The sequence below is a fragment of the Sorangium sp. So ce836 genome (assembly GCF_028553905.1).
In the GTDB taxonomy this organism is placed as follows: Bacteria; Myxococcota_A; Polyangia; order Polyangiales; family Polyangiaceae; genus Sorangium; species Sorangium cellulosum_D.
The window spans coordinates 10,964,948-10,981,649 of record NZ_CP102233.1 but is presented as its reverse complement, the minus strand read 5'-3'; the positions used below and the strand labels follow the sequence as shown (position 1 = coordinate 10,981,649).

The 16,702-nt window shown below is 72.3% G+C and carries 14 protein-coding genes; 8 read left to right on the top strand and 6 right to left on the bottom strand.

All coding sequences use genetic code 11. From position 1 onward, the window contains the following. The first annotated feature begins 27 nt into the window (after nt 1–27). Complete coding sequence (locus tag NQZ70_RS39980) at nt 28–414, top strand: VOC family protein (protein WP_129578914.1); 387 nt, start codon at nt 28–30, stop codon at nt 412–414. Nucleotides 415–481: 67 nt separating this feature from the next. On the opposite strand, the gene NQZ70_RS39975 is transcribed toward NQZ70_RS39980, so the two are convergent. Then, nucleotides 482–673 (bottom strand): hypothetical protein, encoded by a 192-nt coding sequence (locus NQZ70_RS39975; protein ID WP_272826527.1) that lies wholly within the window; start codon nt 671–673, stop codon nt 482–484. A 393-nt stretch (nt 674–1,066) separates the two neighbouring features. Between NQZ70_RS39975 and NQZ70_RS39970 the strand changes: the two genes are divergently transcribed. The 4 genes from NQZ70_RS39970 (at nt 1,067) to NQZ70_RS39955 (ending at nt 4,690) form a co-directional block, all read left to right on the top strand. Further along, nucleotides 1,067–1,987, top strand: a complete 921-nt coding sequence (locus tag NQZ70_RS39970) for a transposase (RefSeq protein ID WP_129578912.1) — start codon at nt 1,067–1,069, stop codon at nt 1,985–1,987. Between the two features lie 185 nt (nt 1,988–2,172). Continuing rightward, the gene (locus NQZ70_RS39965; protein ID WP_237244472.1) at nt 2,173–2,823 is read left to right on the top strand and encodes a TetR/AcrR family transcriptional regulator; all 651 of its coding nucleotides are present in this window, start codon (nt 2,173–2,175) and stop codon (nt 2,821–2,823) included. Nucleotides 2,824–3,290: 467 nt separating this feature from the next. Next, on the top strand, nt 3,291–3,959 hold the full coding sequence (locus NQZ70_RS39960) for a hypothetical protein (RefSeq protein WP_129578910.1): 669 nt from the start codon (nt 3,291–3,293) through the stop codon (nt 3,957–3,959). Beyond that, nucleotides 3,956–4,690 carry a ferritin-like domain-containing protein gene (locus tag NQZ70_RS39955; protein WP_129578909.1) on the top strand — a complete coding sequence of 245 codons (735 nt, stop codon included), beginning with the start codon at nt 3,956–3,958 and terminating at the stop codon, nt 4,688–4,690. Before NQZ70_RS39960 ends, NQZ70_RS39955 begins: the two co-directional genes overlap by 4 nt. Before the next feature lie 55 nt (nt 4,691–4,745). Here NQZ70_RS39955 and NQZ70_RS39950 read toward each other — a convergent pair whose 3' ends face one another. Then, a complete protein-coding gene (locus NQZ70_RS39950) occupies nt 4,746–5,393 on the bottom strand; it encodes a TetR/AcrR family transcriptional regulator (RefSeq protein WP_129578908.1) in 648 nt (215 codons plus the stop codon). Between the two features lie 161 nt (nt 5,394–5,554). Here NQZ70_RS39950 and NQZ70_RS39945 point away from each other — a divergent pair, with 161 nt between their 5' ends. Together NQZ70_RS39945 and NQZ70_RS39940 are read left to right on the top strand one after the other, a co-directional pair. Then, a complete protein-coding gene (locus NQZ70_RS39945) occupies nt 5,555–6,589 on the top strand; it encodes a DUF6268 family outer membrane beta-barrel protein (RefSeq protein WP_129578907.1) in 1,035 nt (344 codons plus the stop codon). A 94-nt stretch (nt 6,590–6,683) separates the two neighbouring features. Then, entirely contained in the window at nt 6,684–9,518 is a 2,835-nt protein-coding gene (locus tag NQZ70_RS39940; protein ID WP_129578906.1) for a serine/threonine-protein kinase PknK, read from the top strand. A 4-nt stretch (nt 9,519–9,522) separates the two neighbouring features. Here NQZ70_RS39940 and NQZ70_RS39935 read toward each other — a convergent pair whose 3' ends face one another. Then, a complete protein-coding gene (locus tag NQZ70_RS39935) occupies nt 9,523–11,166 on the bottom strand; it encodes a sigma 54-interacting transcriptional regulator (RefSeq protein ID WP_272826523.1) in 1,644 nt (547 codons plus the stop codon). Between the two features lie 328 nt (nt 11,167–11,494). On the opposite strand from NQZ70_RS39935, the gene NQZ70_RS39930 reads away from it, so the two are divergent. Beyond that, nucleotides 11,495–12,778 (top strand): serine hydrolase, encoded by a 1,284-nt coding sequence (locus NQZ70_RS39930; RefSeq protein WP_237244471.1) that lies wholly within the window; start codon nt 11,495–11,497, stop codon nt 12,776–12,778. Between the two features lie 82 nt (nt 12,779–12,860). Here NQZ70_RS39930 and NQZ70_RS39925 read toward each other — a convergent pair whose 3' ends face one another. The 3 genes from NQZ70_RS39925 to NQZ70_RS39915 all read right to left on the bottom strand — a co-directional run bounded on the left by NQZ70_RS39925 (nt 12,861) and on the right by NQZ70_RS39915 (nt 16,633). Next, on the bottom strand, nt 12,861–13,829 hold the full coding sequence (locus NQZ70_RS39925; protein WP_129578905.1) for a DMT family transporter: 969 nt from the start codon (nt 13,827–13,829) through the stop codon (nt 12,861–12,863). A gap of 105 nt (nt 13,830–13,934) precedes the next feature. After that, nucleotides 13,935–14,108 carry a hypothetical protein gene (locus NQZ70_RS39920; RefSeq protein ID WP_165374401.1) on the bottom strand — a complete coding sequence of 58 codons (174 nt, stop codon included), beginning with the start codon at nt 14,106–14,108 and terminating at the stop codon, nt 13,935–13,937. 230 nt (nt 14,109–14,338) lie between these two features. Further along, the gene (locus NQZ70_RS39915; RefSeq protein WP_129578904.1) at nt 14,339–16,633 is read right to left on the bottom strand and encodes a substrate-binding domain-containing protein; all 2,295 of its coding nucleotides are present in this window, start codon (nt 16,631–16,633) and stop codon (nt 14,339–14,341) included. Between the last annotated feature and the right edge of the window lie 69 nt (nt 16,634–16,702).

Sequence of the window (16,702 nt, the reverse complement as noted above, 5' to 3'; positions counted from 1 at the left end):
AGAACCGTCAGCTCAGCGAGGCGAACGATGAAGATCAAGCTCAACAGCATCATGGTCGAGGACCAGGACCGAGCGCTGAAGTTCTACACGGAGGTGCTCGGCTTCAAGAAGAAGAACGACTTCCCCGTCGGAGAGTATCGATGGATCACCGTGGTCTCGCCGGAGGGCCCCGACGACGTCGAGCTCGTGCTGGAGCCGAACGCCAACCCGGCGGCGAAGACATTTCAGCAGGCGATGTTCGCCCAGGGCATCCCGCTCACCGCGTTCGAGGTGACCGACCTCCGTGCCGAGTTCGCGCGCCTCAAGGAGCGTCAGGTTGCGTTCACGCAGGAGCCCACGCCGATGGGCCCAGTCATGGTGGCGGTGTTCTCGGACACTTGCGGGAACCTGATCCAGCTCTATCAGCCGCTCTAGCTAACGCCGCTCTCCGGGCGTTCCAGCAGCAGAGCTCGCGGTCCGCCGCCGCTGCCTGGAGCGCGGTTCACGAGGCTCCGTACCCCTGCGCGGGGTTGCGCAGCGCGCCGTAGATCCCTCCGAGCGCCTCTCCCACCCGCGGTGTCCACCCGAGGCGGCGCAACTCGGCCGCATCGAGGGCGGCGTTCATGGCCAGGAAGCCCGCCATGAGCCCGTGCGCGGCCCGTGCCTCGGCGAGGCTCCACGAGCGCACGGGCACCCTGGCGACGTCTCCGATCGCCGAGATGAGGGTCGCCGTCGCCGTAGACCATGGGCACCAACCCGACCCAGGTTGGACCTGGCCCGGGTTGGACCCGACCCGGGTTGAGGTAGCTGGGCACCAACCCGACCCAGGTTGGACCGGTTGGACCCGACCCGGGTTGAGGTAGCAGAGGTAGCACCAGCACCAGCACGACCCGGGTTGAGGTAGCAGAAGCAGCAGAAGCAGACGGTAGCAAAGCGGCGTAACAACAGCAGAGATAGCCGCAGCCAGGATAAATAAGGATGGCGGACACGGATACCACCATGGCGCCGCCACCCACGGGGCCGAGATAACCCCTTGCAATCACTCGCGGCAAGTGTTGGCACGGCGTTTGTTGGTGCGCCTTCAACCATGAGCCAGCCCCGCGAGGTCATTCCCGGCGCCACGTACATGATCACTCGTCGCGTCCTGCGTCGACATCTGCTCTTCCGCCCCGACGCGGCGATCACTCAGCTCCTGATCTACGCCCTCGCGGTCTCCGCGCGGCGCTATGGCCTCCAGGTCCACGCGCTCTGCGCGATGTCGACGCATCTGCACTTGATCGTGACCGACGTGGCGGGCGTTTTGCCTCGCTTCCTGCAGTTCTTCCATCGCATCGTCGCGCTCGGCACGAAGGTGCTCCGCGCATGGGAAGGACCGGTGTGGGACCATGAGGCCCCGAGCGTGGTACGGCTGCTGACGCGCGCGGCCGTGGTGGAGAAGATCGCGTATATACTCGCGAATCCCGTGGCTGCTGGCCTCGTCCGACATGCGCGTGAGTGGCCGGGCGCCAAGGTGGATATGGATGCGCTCGGCCGCGGCGAGCTGCGCGCCGCGCGCCCCTCTGCGTATCTCGACCCGGACAACCCTCAGTGGCCCGAGGAAATTACGCTCCCGCTCTCGCTGCCGCCGGTCATTGCACAGGACACCGCGGAGGCCTTCCGCCAAGAGGTCGCCGCCGAGCTCGGGCGACAGGAAGCACAGGCTCATGCGGATCTGCTGCGGCAGGGGCGCCGCTGCCTGGGCGCTGAGCGAGTCAGTAACGTCTCCCCCTACGCGCGTGCTACGAGCTTCGAGGCGCTGCGCGAATGCAATCCTACGTTCGCGGTCGGCCGCGAGCAGGGTGACGCTCGGCGCACCGCTGGTGCTGCTGTGCGGGCGTTTCGCGCGTCGTACCGCGCTGCGCTCGAACGCTGGCGCGCCGGTGTGCGCAGCGTCGTATTCCCGGCCGGGACGTGGTGGATGCGCGTGTTCCACGGTGTCATCGTGCCGGACGTCGTGCTCTCGGCATAGACGCGGTGCACGTGCGCGCGCGGGGAGCGGCCGCATCCTGGATTGGGCCGCCCAGCATCGTCGTCTGGCGACGCGGGTCGCCGCCGTGTCGCGGCGCAGCTGGCAGCCCGGCTCGGGCGACCGGCCACAGGTCGCCCCCTGCACCAGTCCACCGCCGCGATCCGCCTTCTGGTATGCTGGTGATCATGGTCAGCTCGAGGGTCAGGCAAGCGCACGGGAACGAGACCCGCGAGCTCATCGTCTCCACCGCGGAGCGGCTCTTCGCCGAGCAGGGAGTAGCGGCGGTCTCGAATCGTCAGGTGAGCGAGGCCGCAGGGCAGGCGAACAACTTCGCGGTCGGCTATCACTTCGGCACCAAGGCCGACCTCGTGCTCGCCATCGTCCGCCGCCATGCCTCGGCCATCGAGCGACGGCGCGCGGAGATGCTGGCGTCGATCAAGGGCTCGTCCGATCTGCGCGATTGGATCGGATGCCTGGTGCGGCCGCTCACCGAGCACCTCGCCTCGCTGGGCAGCCCGAGCTGGTATGCGCGCTTCATCGCCCAGGCGACGACCGACCCTGCCTTCCGCCGCATCGTGATCGACGAGACGGTCGCCTCGACGTCGATGCAGGAGACCATCGAAGGGCTGATCCGGCTCATGCCGGTCCTCCCGGAGGAGGTGCGCGCGGAGCGCGGCGACATGAGCCGGCAGCTCATCGTGCACATGTGCGCCGAGCGCGAGCGGGCGCTGCAAGCGGGCACCGCCACGCCGCGAGCGACGTGGGAGGCCGCCGCGGTCGGGCTGGTGGACGCCCTCGTCGGGCTGTGGCGGGCCCCGTTCACCCCCACGACGTGATCCACGGAGCTGGCACGACAGCCCAGGAAAGCGCGGGCTCGATACACGCGTATCGTGCACCTCGCCGCGCACCGCAGAGCAGGCCAGCGACCCCTGCTCGCGCCGAACGTGCTCACCGGCGGCGCGACGGCAACGTGGCCCTGCTCCACGTGGCGCCCCCGGAGGAGCTCCACGCCGCCATCCCGGCGCCGCGATGAGGCTCGAAGCGCGCAAGAACACCCCTCGGCGCGTCAGCGGCCGTCGCCTCCCCGCCGGCGGCCGCGCGGCGCCGCCCGCACCTCCCCGAGCGCCGCGCCGGCAGAGACCGCGGCGCCATTGTTCGGATCTTTGATTCAATGCTGTGAGGAAGATGCAGATTCTCTTGGTTCTCCTACGCGCATACGCTGAACCACGCGGGCCGCGCGAGCGGCTTGTACCGCGGCGGAGGCACTCCGCAGCGCGTACCACCTTTCGTGGAGGCGGACTGTATGCGTGAGGAGACGAGACGGGCAGCATTGCGTGCGGCGGCGAGGGTCGCGCTGGGAGCGCTGGCCTATGGCGCCTCGGTCGGCTGCGGCGGGCATATCACCACCGGCGAGCAGTCATCGGATCTGGATCCCGACGAGCATCTCGCGCCGGACGCGCCGGGATCGCCGGAAGCGCCGGACGACGCGGCTCCGGCCGGAGAGGACGCCGGCGACGGCGGGGCAGCGCCGACACCCGAGGAGCCCGCGCCCGGCTGCACGCCCGCGGAAGGCGATCCCGACTGCTCCGAGGCCGTCCAGCCGGAGCCGCCCGAGCTCGCGTGCGCCGAGCCGGCGAGCCTCGACGACGCGGATGCCCGCCCTCGCGCGGAGCTCGAGTGCTGTCTCGGCTACACGGCAGAGCGCGCGCCCGACCCCGGGGCGGGCCTCTCCGAGCAGGACCTGGCCGCCCTCGCGGAAGACGCCTCCTTCGTGAACTGCTGCACGGCGTTGATCGTGGGCGTGGGCGCCCGCGCCATCTCGTACCGAGAGGCCGAGCCGGTCCGCAGCGTCTGCTGCTTCAGCGGCGTGGTCGCGCCCGAGCAGGAGCTCTATACCCAGACGTTCTGCACGCCGTGGGGCCCCCCGGTTCCGCCGGCGCTCGACGCCGACGCCGCGCCGGAGGTCGCATGAACGCCTCGCTGCTCGACCTCCGCGGCGAGGCGCGCGCCCGGGCCTTCGACGTGAGCGGGTATCCGGCGGCGCTGTTCCCCTCGGCGATCCGCACCTGGCGCGCGCGGATGGTGAACGAGCACGCGTCGTCGGCGGTGTTCGAGGCGCTCGCGCGTCAGCTCGCCGAGGCTGGCTTCCCGCCGGAGCTCGCCGACGCGTGCCGGGGCTTCGCCGCCGAGGAGCGCCGGCACGGGATCCTCTGCGGCGCCGTGGTGGAGGCCCTCGGCGGGACCGCGACCGCGAGCGTCCCGGAGCGACCGGAGTTCCCCCTGCACCGCGACGCGCCCCCCCGCGCCGCCGTGCTCCGGAACGTGATCCACATCTGCTGCATGAGCGAGACCGTGGCCGTGGCCTTGATCGGCGCCGAGCGGCTGGAGATGCCGCCCGGGCCGCTGCTCGAGCTGCTGACGCGCATCTACGCCGACGAGGTCGGGCACGCCCGCTTCGGCTGGCGCCTGCTCGAGCAGGTCGCGCCTGAGCTCTCCGCGGCGGAGCGGACGGCGGTCGAGCGCTACCTCCCCGTCGCGTTCCGGCACCTCGTGCAGCACGAGCACGCGCACTTGCCGCCTCACGACGCTCCCCCGCAAGGCGAGCAGCTCGGGCTGTGCAGCGGCCTGAATGCGCGCGTGTTGCTCGACGAGACCATCGAGGAGGTCATCCGCCCCGGGCTCCGGCGCTACTTCGACTGCTGACCGCCCCCGGAAACCCCTCCTCATCGCAGGGATCCCCCCGGGTGACCCTCGCCGATCACCCGCGCTTCGGCCGCTTGCCGCGGGCCGCGGGCGCCTCGGTCTCCGCGGGCGCCAGGGTCTGCCGCGCCAGCTCGCGCGCGTAGGTGAGGCGGTCGGCCGGCGAGCCGAGCGCGCTCAGCCCCTCGTAGAGCCCCGCGAAGAACGCCGGGAAGAAGACCGCCGAGAGCGCGGCCACCACGCGGCGCGCCGCCGCCCGCTCCTCCAGCCCAGGCACCGCCGCCCGGACGAGATCGCGCAGGCGCGCCACCACCGGCGCGAAGAGCCTCGGGAAAGGACCGCTGTAGTCGTCGGCGTGAAACGCGTCGTGCAGGTGGGCCCGGCTCAGGTTCGGGTAGCGCAGGCAGCCCTCGAGGAGGTAGCCGAGCAGCCCGCTGAGCGCGTCCATCGGATCGTCGGGCATCCGGGCGAGGAACTCCTCGGTGTCCTCGAGCATGTGGCGAATCGACCCCTCGAGCGCCGCCGCGAGCAGCGCCTCCTTGGACCGGAAGTAGTAGTTCACCGCGGCGATGTTCACCTCCGCCGCGGCCGCGATCCTCCGCACCGTCGCCTGCCCGATGCCGTGCTTCTCGATCTGATCGATCGCGGCGACCACGAGCCGCTGGCGTGGATCGTCCGCGTGGGCAGGGCGGTCTCGGTCGCTCATACGCTTGTTTGAAACGCACCTTGACAACGCTCCGCGCAGATGTCAATGACGTTAAACGTGTGTTTGAGTCGATTGTTTTTTTTCAGGCGCCGGAGATGCATCGATGATCGATCGACGGAGGTTCCTCACCCATACGGCGGTCGCGGGCAGCGGGTGATGCGATGAGGCCGGCCGATCGTGCCGCCGCGCGCTCCGCGGAGCAGCTTCGAGGAGGCACCTGCCGCCGGATCGCGCGGATCTCGCGGCTCTTCGCCCTCGCGGCGCTCCTGGGGGCCCTCGCGCCGGGCGCTGCCTGGGCCCAGCTCCCCGACCTCGCGGACCTGAGCGCGCAGTACATGCCGGGCGCCGCGCTCGAGGACCCACGCCCGACGCGGGCGCAGGTCACGTCGTACGAGGTGGGCGTCAACGTGCCCCTCCCTCTCGGAGAGAAGACGTTCCTGATCCCGGGGGCGGTGTACCACGTCGAAGCGGTCTCCTACGCCGACGCCTTGCCCGGCTTCGACCAGCTCCGGGCCTTTCACTCCGTCGATGTCTCCGTGCTGTTCGTCCAGCTCCTCCCCCGCGACTGGTCGCTCTCGCTGCGCGTCGCGCCGGGGCTCGCGGGCGACTTCGAGGGCTTCGACGGCGGGCTCGCCCGCATCAGCGCGCTCGGGCTCGTGACCCACACGCTCTCGGAGCGGCTCGTGCTCGGGGGTGGCGCGCTCGCGTCGTTCAGCTTTGGCACGCTCCTCCCGCTGCCAGCCGCCTATGTCGACTGGACACCGACTCCGTACTTCCGCCTCGAGGCCTTCCTTCCTGGCTTCGCGGCGGCGAAGCTCCTGTTCTCGGATCGCGTCGAGATCGGCCTGCGCGCGGACCTGGCGGGGAACGCCTACGCGGTGCGCGACGCGCGCGTCGCGGGCGCCTGGCCCTGCGCCGCCCAGCCGGCCGACGACCCGGCGACCGAGCCGGACGAGCGGGTGGCGCGGCCCGATCGGTGCGTCGATCACATCGCCTGTTCGGTCGCCACCGCGGGCGTGACGCTCGGCGTGCGCGCCTTCGGGACGGTGTGGCTGACCGCCCACGCGGGCCACAGCCTGTTCCGTCGCTTCGAGCCGATGAACGCCGACGACGACGGCATCCCCGGAGAGGGGCAGAGCATGCCGAACGTGCTCTTCTTCCGCGCCGGCGCGACGTGGCGTATCCCGAGGAGCTGAGGCGCGACGCCGCGGCGTGGGGGCGACGCGCACACCAGGCGCCCCCGGCGCCGGACCGTTGATGGCGGCTCGACCCCGGTGCATCCTCCGCCTCATGCGCCCGGGAGAGGTCATCGACAGCCGCTTCGAGATCGAGCGCGTCGCGGCCTCCGGCGGGATGGGGACGATCTACCGCGCCCTCGACCGGACCACCGGGGCGCCGGTCGCGCTGAAGCTCCTCGGCCAGCCCGACCGGAGCGCCTCCCACCGCTTCGAGCACGAGGCCCGCATCCTCGCCGAGCTCGATCACCCGAGGATCGTCCGCCACGTGGCCCACGGCGTCACCCCCGACGAGGTGCCGTACCTCGCCATGGAGTGGCTCGAAGGCGAGAGCCTCGCGCAGCGCCTCGCCCGGCAGAAGCTCGACCTCGAGGAGAGCGTCGCGGTGCTCCGCGCGACCGCCGAGGCGCTCGGGGCGGCGCACGCGCGGGGCATCGTCCACCGCGACATCAAGCCGGGCAACCTCCTGCTCGTCGGCGGCGAGGTCGCCGGCCTCAAGGTGCTCGACTTCGGCATCGCCCGGACGAAGCGCACCCTCGGCGCGCTGACGCGCACCGGCTCGGTGATGGGAACGCCGGGCTACATGGCCCCCGAGCAGGCCACCGGCGACCGCGACCGCCTCGACGCGCGGGCCGACATCTTCTCGCTCGGCGCCGTGGTCTTCGAGTGCCTCACGGGCAGGCCGGCGTTCCAGGGCCAGCACGTGATGGCCCTCCTCGCCAAGCTCCTCATGGAAGACCCGCCGCGCGTGCGGCACCTCCGCCCCGAGCTGCCGCAGGAGCTCGACGACTTCGTCGCCCGCATGCTCGCGAAGGACCCGGAGCAGCGGCCGCGCGACGGCTCGGCCGTGCTCGAGGCGCTCGACGCCCTCGAGCGCGACCCGAGCAGCGGCCTGGCCGCGCCGCCCGTGCTGTACGAGGCGATCACCACGGGCGAGCTCCGGCTGCTCTCGATGGTGGCCGCGAAGGAGCTGCACCCCGCCTCGTCCGACGGCTCGGCCAACACCCTCGTCGCCGCCATGCCGGGAGACCTCACGCGCAAGCTCCACACGAGCGCGCAGCCGTTCGGCGCGCGCGTGGACGCGCTCGCCGACGGGACCATCGTGCTCTCGATCGCCGGCGTGGGCGACGCGGTCGAGCAGGCCGCGCGCGCGGCGCGGTGCGCCCTGAAGCTCGGACAGATCTTGCCCGACGCCTCGGTCGTGCTCGCGACCGGCCGCGCCGAGCACACCGGCAGCCTCCCGGTCGGGCCCGTCATGGACCGCGCGGCCTCGCTCCTCGCCCTCGCCGAGCTCGAGGCGCGGGCGCGTCCGGAACGGAAGCCCGATCCCGTGCGGATCGACGACGTCACCCGGGCGTTGCTCGACGCGCGCTTCGAGATCGAGGCGGCGCGGTCCGGCACGTTCTTCCTGCTGCACGAGCGGGAGGTCGGCCGGTCGGCGCGGACGCTCCTCGGCAAGCCGAGCCCCTACGTCGGCCGCGACCGGGAGCTCCGGAACCTGCGCGAGCTCCTGGAGGACAGCTTCAGCGGGCCCGAGCCCCGCGCCATCCTGATCACCGGGCCGCCGGGGATCGGCAAGTCCCGCCTGCGCCACGAGCTCATCGAGGTCCTGCGGGAGCGGCACCCCGAGATCACCGTCGCGGTCGGCCGCGGCGACTCGCTGAGCGCGGGGTCGCCGTTCTCGCTGCTCGGCTCCGCGCTCCGAGGCGCGGCCGGGATCACCGGGGGCGAGCCCGCGCCGGCGCAGCGCGAGCGGCTCCTCTCGCTGGTCGCGCGCGCCCCGGCGCTCGGGCCGGGCGACAGGACGCGGATCGCCGCCTTCCTCGGCGAGATCGTGGGCACGCCGTTCCCGAGCGAGGCCGACCCGAGGTTCCAGGAGGCGCGGCAGAGCCCGGCCCTCATGGCCGACCAGATCCCGCTCGCCTACCTCGACTTCATGGAGGCGGCGTGCGCGGCGGGGCCGTACCTGCTCGTGCTCGAGGACATCCAGTGGGGCGACGCGGCGTCGCTCAAGCTGATCGCGCGGGTCCTCCGGGAGCTCCGCGACCGGCCGTTCGCGGTGCTTTACGTGGCGCGCGTCGAGGTGCGCAAGGTCTTCCCCATCCTCTGGGAGGGCAGCGAGGTCCACGAGATGACGCTCGGCGCGCTCCCGCGCCGCGCCGCCGAGGAGCTCGTGCGGCAGATGCTCGGCGACGGCCTCCCGCCCGCGGAGGTCGCGCGCCTCGTCGAGCGCGCGAGCGGCAACGCCTTCTACCTCGAGGAGCTCATCCGGGCGGTCGCGGAGGGGCGCGCGGACCGGCTGCCGGAGACGATCCTGGGCATGGTGGAGGCGCGGCTCGAGGCGATCCCCCCGGAGGCGAGGCGGCTGCTCCGGGCGGCGAGCGTCTTCGGCGAGACGTTCTGGAAGCAGGGGGCGCTCGCCCTCCTGGGCGACGCCGGCGGCTCGACCCTCGCGGTGGACTGGTTGCCCTGGATGCTCCAGCGCGAGCTCCTCGAGCGGCGCGAGCAGAGCCGCTTCTCGGACCAGGAGGAGTACGCGTTCCGGCACGCGCTCATCCGCGACGGCTGCTACGCGATGCTCCCGGACCACGATCGCGCGCTCGGCCACAGGCTCGCGGCCGAGTGGCTCCTCCAGGCGGGGGAGCACGACGCCAAGGTGCTCGCCGAGCACTTCGAGCGGGGCGGCGAGCCGCGGCTGGCCGTGGAGTTCTACCTGCACGCGGCCGAGCAGGCGCTCGCCGGGAGCGACTCGGCCGCGGCGCGCGCGCTGGCGGAGCGGGGGCTCGCCCTGGGCGCGGAGCGGGACGTCGAGGCGGCGCTCCGCGGCATCCGCGAGGGGGCGACCAGCACGCTCCGCAAGGGCGGCGCCGCCCTCTCGTCCAGCTCGTGAGCGCTCAGGGCGACCGCTTCCGCGGCCGCGGGATTCCGTACGCGTCGATGCGGTTGATCAGCGTGCGCAGCGAGATGCCGAGGAGCTTCGCGGCGCGCGTCTGGTTGCCGGCGGACTGCTCGAGCGCCTCCAGGACGCGCTGGCGATCGACGGCCCTCATCTCGAGCCGCAGCCTCTCCATCTCCTCGGAGTGCGGCGTCGGCGTGGGGGGCTCCGCGGGGGATCCGGCGCCCTCGGCGCCCTCGCCCGGCGGCCCCCCGCGCGCCCGGGCGGCGTCCCCGGCCGGCGGCGGGGGAGCCGGCGGTGGCGTGGAGCCCCTCGGCGGCGGCGTGGAGCCCCGCGACGGCGGCGCGGGGCCGACCGGCGGCGGCGGGGGAGCCGGCGGCGGCGTGGAGCCCCTCGACGGCGGCGCGGCGCTGCTCAGCGGCGCCGGTCCGCTCAGCGGCGGCGCGGAGCCGCTGCGCGGGCCCGCGCCCCCGCTCGCCAGGTGCGGCGGCAGATCGGCGGGCTCGACCGAATCTCCCGCGCACAGGACCGCCGCGCGCTCGATCACGTTGCGCAGCTCGCGCACGTTCCCCGGCCAGGCGTACGCCTCGAGGACGGCGAGCGCCTCCGGCGAGAGGCGGGGCGCGCTGCGCTGCTCCAGCTGCCGGCACGCCTCCTCGAGGAACCTGTCGGCGAGCGGGCCGATCTCGGCGACCCGCTCGCGCAGCGGCGGGACGACCAGCGAGATGCCGTTCAGCCGGAAGTAGAGGTCCTGCCGGAAGGCGCCGCGCGCGACCTCCGCCTCGAGATCGCGGTTGGTCGCCGCCACGAAGCGGAGATCGATCCGCCGGGGCGTGCGGCCTCCGATGCGGAGCACCTTCCGGTCCTCGAGGACGCGGAGCAGCTTCGCCTGGAAGGCGAGCGGCAGCTCGCCGATCTCGTCCAGGAAGAGCGTTCCGCCGTGGGCCGACTCGAGGAGGCCCGGGCGCGCCTGGCTCGCGCCCGTGAAGGCGCTCTTCTCGTGGCCGAAGAGCTCGCTCTCGAGGAGCGACGGCGGCAGCGCGGCGCAGTTCAGCTCGACGTAGGGGCCGCCGGCCCGCGGCGAGCGCGCGTGGAGGGTCCGGGCGAGCACCTCCTTGCCGACCCCCGTCTCGCCGAGGATGAGCACGCTGATGAGGCTCCGCGCGGCGCGGGCGGCCTGCTCGTACAGCGCGAGCATGGCCGCGGCCCGCACCACGACGCCCGCGGGCGCGCAGCAGTCGGGCGCCGCGGCGGCTTCCGCGGGCGCGCGGCCGACGACGATGGTCGTCGCGCCCAGGTTGAAGCGCTCGCCGATGCCGATCTCGGCGCTGTCCCGCGACAGGCGGCGCAGCCGGTGGGTCCGCGCCGTCATCCCCGGGAGCTGCTGCTCGCCGACGAAGGTGCCGTTGGCGCTCCCGAGATCCTCGATCCGGAGCGGCGGGCCGACGTGGAGGACGGCGTGCCGGCGCGAGACCGAGCGGTCCTCGATGCGCACGTCGCACCCCTCGTCGCGGCCGAGGACGACGCAGCCGCGGGGCGGCAGGGGGGCGAAGGCGATCGTGCTGCCCGCCACGATCGCGAGCCGGAGGGTCGCGCAGGAGCCCCGCGCATCGCCGCCGGGAAAACCTTCGTCCACGAGCACATCCTACGCGGGGCCGCGCACCGAGCTGCACGAAGATCTGCACGAATCATGCAAATCCGTGCAGATCGTTCGGATCGTGCAGGCGGATGCACGACCCGCGCGCCGGTCGCCGGAGCGAACGGGCGCCACCGCCGCAAATTGCTGGGTTCGTCGCCCGGCACGCGTCCTGCTCTTCGCTCAGCGACCGCTGAGAGCGGCGATGGCGACCTCGATCCACAGCGCGGGGAGCGCCTCCGAGCGGCCTCTGCGGCGGCGCGGCTCGGCCCCCGCGGATCGCGGTTCGCCACCCCACGGATCAGGAGCGATCATGTGCACTGAGCATGGATCTTTGAATCGCAGGCGTCTTCTCCAGGGGCTGGGCCGCACGGCGGCGGTGGCTGCGCTCGCGCCATCGGTCCTGTCGGCCCGGGTGGCCGAGGCGCACGCGCCGATGCATGCGCCGATCTACGACAGGCTCGTTCACGGGCGGCCCGAGGGCGTGGGCCTGAGCTCGGAGCGCATCGAGGACGTCTTTGCGCGAATCCAGCGCCGCGTGAACGACGGTCTCTTCCCGGGCGCGGTCGCCCTGATTGCGCGGCGGGGGAGGATCGTGGGGCACCGGGCGTTCGGCACCCGGGTCCGCGGCGCGCGCGAGCCGGTCACGCTCGACACGCTGTTCGACCTGCTCTCGATCACGAAGGTCCTGGCGACGGCCACGTCGGCGCTGATCCTCGTGGAGGACGGCGTCCTACGGCTGCACGATCGGGTCGCCGACTTCGTGCCGGGATTCGCGGCCAACGGCAAGCGCCGCATCACCGTGCGGGACATGCTCCGGTACGCGGCCGGCCTGCCGATGGACGTCCCCTTCATGGAGGACCCGGACGACGAGCGCGTCTGGCGGCGAATGGCCGAGTCGCCGCTCGAGTACGTGCCCGGCACGCAGGTGCTCTACAGCGATCTCACCTACCGGCTCCTCGGGCGGGTGATCGAGGCCGCCGCGGGCGTGGATCTCGACACCTTCGCGAAGGAGCGCATCTGGGGCCCGCTCGGCATGCGCGACACGACGTTCAACCCGCCGGCGTCGCTGATCCGGCGGACCGCGGCCACGGGCTACTCCGAGATCAGGGGCCGGTGGGTCCGCGGCGAGGTGCAGGACGAGCAGGATTATGCGCTCGGCGGCATCGTCGGCTGCGACGGCGTCTTCTCGACGGCGATCGACATGGCGGTCTTCTGCCAGATGATGCTGAACGGCGGCAGGTACGGCGGCGTCCGCATCCTGAGCGGCCAGGCCGCCGCGGCGATGGTGAGCAACCAGACGCCCGAGGTCTCGGCGGTGGAGACCGATGTGTCCCCGCTGTCCAACCTGCTGTCGACGCCCAAGGGCTATGGCTGGGAGCTCGCGACGCGTCGCTTCTCCAGCGGCGGGATGCGCCTATCGAGGGGCTCTTATGGGAAGGCGGGCGGCGCGGGGACCTTCATGTGGATCGACCGCAGCCGCGAGCTGTTCGGGATCCTGCTCACCAACCACGGCCTGCCGAACCCGTTCGACGAGATCGGGTGGAGCCGGATGCTCGACGCGGTCGGGACCGGGGAGTTCTTCGACGGGATCATCCAGGCGGTCATCGACGAGTGAGGGGCGCGGGAGCCCTTGCGGTGACCCGTCCAGCGCGCTCTCCACCTGGGCCGGGTCGCGGGCGTCCTGTCCCGGGCGAGCTTCAACGCTCATCGGTGGAGAGCTCGAACAACCCGCCTTCGATTCGGCGCCGGGACGCGCATCGATTCTCCCGCTGCGACCGTCTCCCGTGGCGGCCGCGCGCCATCGCCGCCGCCGCGACGAGCGACGTGATCCCCACGACGCCCGCGAGCGTGAGCACCGAGGGCTGCAGCCGCCGATCCAGGAGCTGCAGCAGGAAGGCGACCAACGGCGACAGGGACGTGATGAGAGAGGCCGTGATCGGTTCGGTGTGCTCGATGCCGAGCTGGATGAGGTACAGCGGCAGCGCGACCCCGATCACCGTGATGACGGTGGCCGGGAGGAGCGCCTCGGCGAGCGAGGCCATCGCGCTCGTACCCGCCATGGTCCAGGACACGGCGATCGTGAGGAAGAATCGGATCGCCAGCACCGATTCCGGGCTCTGCCCGGCGTCGCTGAGCCGCTTCGAGTAGATGACGCTGGCCGTCGAGGCCAGGCCGCAGGTCAAGGTCAGGAGGACACCGATGGCGGCGTTGCCTGCGCCGACGTGACCGACGCCGCTCCGTCCGGTGAACGTCCCCCAGACCAGCAAGGCGATAAAGGCGCAGATGCCGAGCGAGGCGACCATCTCGGTGACCAGCACCGAGCCCCTCCGACGCAGCAGCGCGCCCAGCAGGACCGTGAGCGCCGGCCCGATCGCGAGGCTGACCACGTTCACCACGGCCGGCTCCAGATGCTTCAAGGCGACGAGCATAGAAAGCCAACTTACCGCCGTCGACAGGTTGATCGCGGCGACGTCGCGGCGGCGGGTGCGCAGCGGGAGACAGGCGGCGGCCGCGCCTCGACGAGCGATGAGCCCGCCGAGGAAGAGCGCGGCGACCAGCGTGAAGGAGATCGCAGCCACGAGGATCGGGCTGAGCGCCTGCAGTCGGTTCCCGGCATAGATATCCAGCGCGGCGGAGAACGCCGCGAAGAGGAGCAGCGGGGTCACCCCGCGAGCGATGGGAGGTGCGCGCCTGGAGACCATCGATTCACCGGCCTTGCCGCCGTGCGATCGTCGTCGGCTTCGAATCTGCGTCCCATGTGCGTCGAGTCGTCATGCGACCTCGCTGTAGCTGTCGAACATGCCGTAGGCCTCGTCCAGGAGCACCGCCATGCCCCGCTCGCCGATCTCGATGCCGAAATGGATCTCCTCCTCCGAGCCGCCTTCGAGCGCCTCCACGGCGCGGTAGAGATCGCTCACGTGCTCTTCGTCGACGGCGATATGCATATCGCCACGGCCCGATGGTCGAGCTCCGGTGTGAGGCGGCCCTGAGCAGGCCTCATGCCAAGGGCCCGATCGTCGAACGGCGCGAGAAGAGGCTGCGGTGCAGGCTCCCGAGGCCCCGGCGACGCTGGTCGGCGCGCAGTCCGTTGCTCGAATGAGCAAGAGCGCATTGCCTCGTCAGCCCCCGCCTCGTCGCTGGCGCCGAGGCTGCGTGGCTCCCCTGGCCCCGGCCGTCAGGCGGTGCGCGCCGCGCCGCGCCTTCCGGCGGCCGGGCGGAGACCGCCTGTCGTCAGCTCGTGCAGGACTCCCGCCAAGGACGAGTACGTCGACAGATCGCCGAGCTCCACGTCCACGAGGCTCCTGGCGATCTCGGGGCGCATGCCGACCAGGATGACGCGCGCGCCGAGCAGGGCGACCGCGCGGCTGGTCTGGCCCAGCGCGTGGGCGACCTGCGCGTCCACGGCCGGCACGCCGGTGATGTCGAGCAGCACGAAGCGCGCTTCATGTCGACCCACGCCCTCGGTCACGGCCGTGAGCACCTGCAGGGCGCGCTCCCGGTCGATCGCGCCGACCAGCGGCACGAGCAGCACGCCGGGCAGGAGCGGGATGAGCGGGCAGCCGAGCTCGCGGACCGCGTCCGAGAGCGTGCGCTCGGTCGCGTAGGCGGTCTGCAGCTCCTCGTTCTTCGCCGAGAGCGACTGGACGAGCTCGTTGCGCTCGAGGGCCGCGGCGAGCAGCGACGCCCAGATCCCGACCGTGCCCTCATCGCCGGTCAGCTCGCGGAGGGTCGGCCCCATGAGCGCCAGGATCCCCCAGTCGCGTCGGGCCGTGCGGATCGGCAAAAGGAGCATCATGAGCTCACCGCTCGCGACCGAGGGCGGCAGCAGATCCGCAGGCGGAAACGCCTCCAGACGGCGGCGGTCGCCGATCGGGGGCGTCGCGCTGCCGTCGCGGCTGTAGGCGCCGGCGATGACCAGCGTCGTCGCGTCCTCGTGGAGCGCGAGGCAGCCCCAGAGCGCGGTCGTCTTTGCAAGCCAGGAGAGCGAGAGGGATTCCTGCTGCGAGCCGCTGAGCAGCGACAGGCCCACCTCGTAATTGGACCTCACGAGCATCCCGAGCTGCGCCACGGCGTCCGTCTCGACCGTGAGCCGAGCCCGGGCCATCGAGAGATGCGCGCTGTCCAGGAACGCCGCGACCCGCTGCGCGGACGCCGCATCTCCGCCCAGCCGCTCGCGGCGCCGCTCGTACGAGCGGCGGAGCAGGCGGACGCACGCCATCAAGGTGCCGATATCGGGCGCGATGCCGATGGCCTGCTGGTAAGCGTGCTCCAGCTCCTTCGCCGGAGGGGGCGCGGTGCCCTCGATCGCCGCGGAGTACCCCTCGAGCACCACGGCGACCCCTGGCCACACCGCGGCGGGCGACGCATCGGGCGCGAGGCGCTGGGGCGCGAGGAGCAGCTCGACCATCCGTCGGTCCAGGTCGCCGGCCTCGTCCTCCCCGGACGACGCGTCCTCGTCGAGGAGGCTCTGGATCACGTCGCATCCGCACGAGAGCCGCTGGATCAAGGTGGTCGGCGTGAGCACGAGATCGGGCGGGGCGGTCTGGCCGGCGAGCATCGACACGACGAGATTGCACGCGGCGCTCCCCATCATCTCGAACCGCTGGCGCACGGTGGTCAGCGGCGGGTCCGTCGCTTGCGCGTCCGGCACATCGTCGAAGCCGACGATCGCCATCTCCTCCGGGATACGGACGCCCGCCGCCTTCAACAAGGGGATCATCCCGAGCGCGTTCTTGTCCGTCCCGAAGACCGCCGCCGTGCACGCATGCCGTCGCGCGAGGAGCTGCGGAGCGGCGTTCTCGCCTCCGGTATACCAGTTGTCGTCGCTCCGGATGACCAGCTCGGGATCGAACGGTATCCCCGCCTCCGCGAGCGTCTCTCTGTAGCCTTCGAAGCGAACGAGCACATCGGATTCATGGAAGCAGCCAACGAACGCGATGCGCCGGTGCCCGTGCTCGATCAGATGGCGCACCGCGCTCCGGATCCCGCTGCGGTTGTCCGGGATCACGGACGGGCAGTTGCCCTGGTGGACATGGGTGCCGACGACGACGAGCGGGACCCGCTCGCCGGCGAGCTGCTCGATGCCGCTCACCCCGATCACGACGATCCACCCATCCACCTGTTCTCGGGCGAGCGAGGGGGCCTGGAGCGTGGCGGGCGTGCCGCGCAATACCAGCGTCCGACAACCGCGCTGCCGCGCTGCCTCGTGGATGCCCGTCAGGACCGGGTTCCAGAACGAGCCGTCGAGATAGGGGGTGATAACGCCGATGGTGTACGCACGGCGCGTTCCATGGACACCCGCTCCGCGGAGCGGTGGCGCTGCGGGGCGACCCGCATTGCACGTCGGGCGACCGGCCTCTTCTTCCGTGGTCAGTCCTCCGGCCGCGCCATCTCCCTGGTCCGAGCCGCCGGGTTGGCTGCCCGGCGGCTCCGGCGGCTCGACGTCACTGCTCCGGCTAGCTTGAACCATCGCCCGCTCTCCCTGCTCACCCGTCCCACGGCTGCGCTGCCTCGTGCATCCATACCATGATCTGGACGG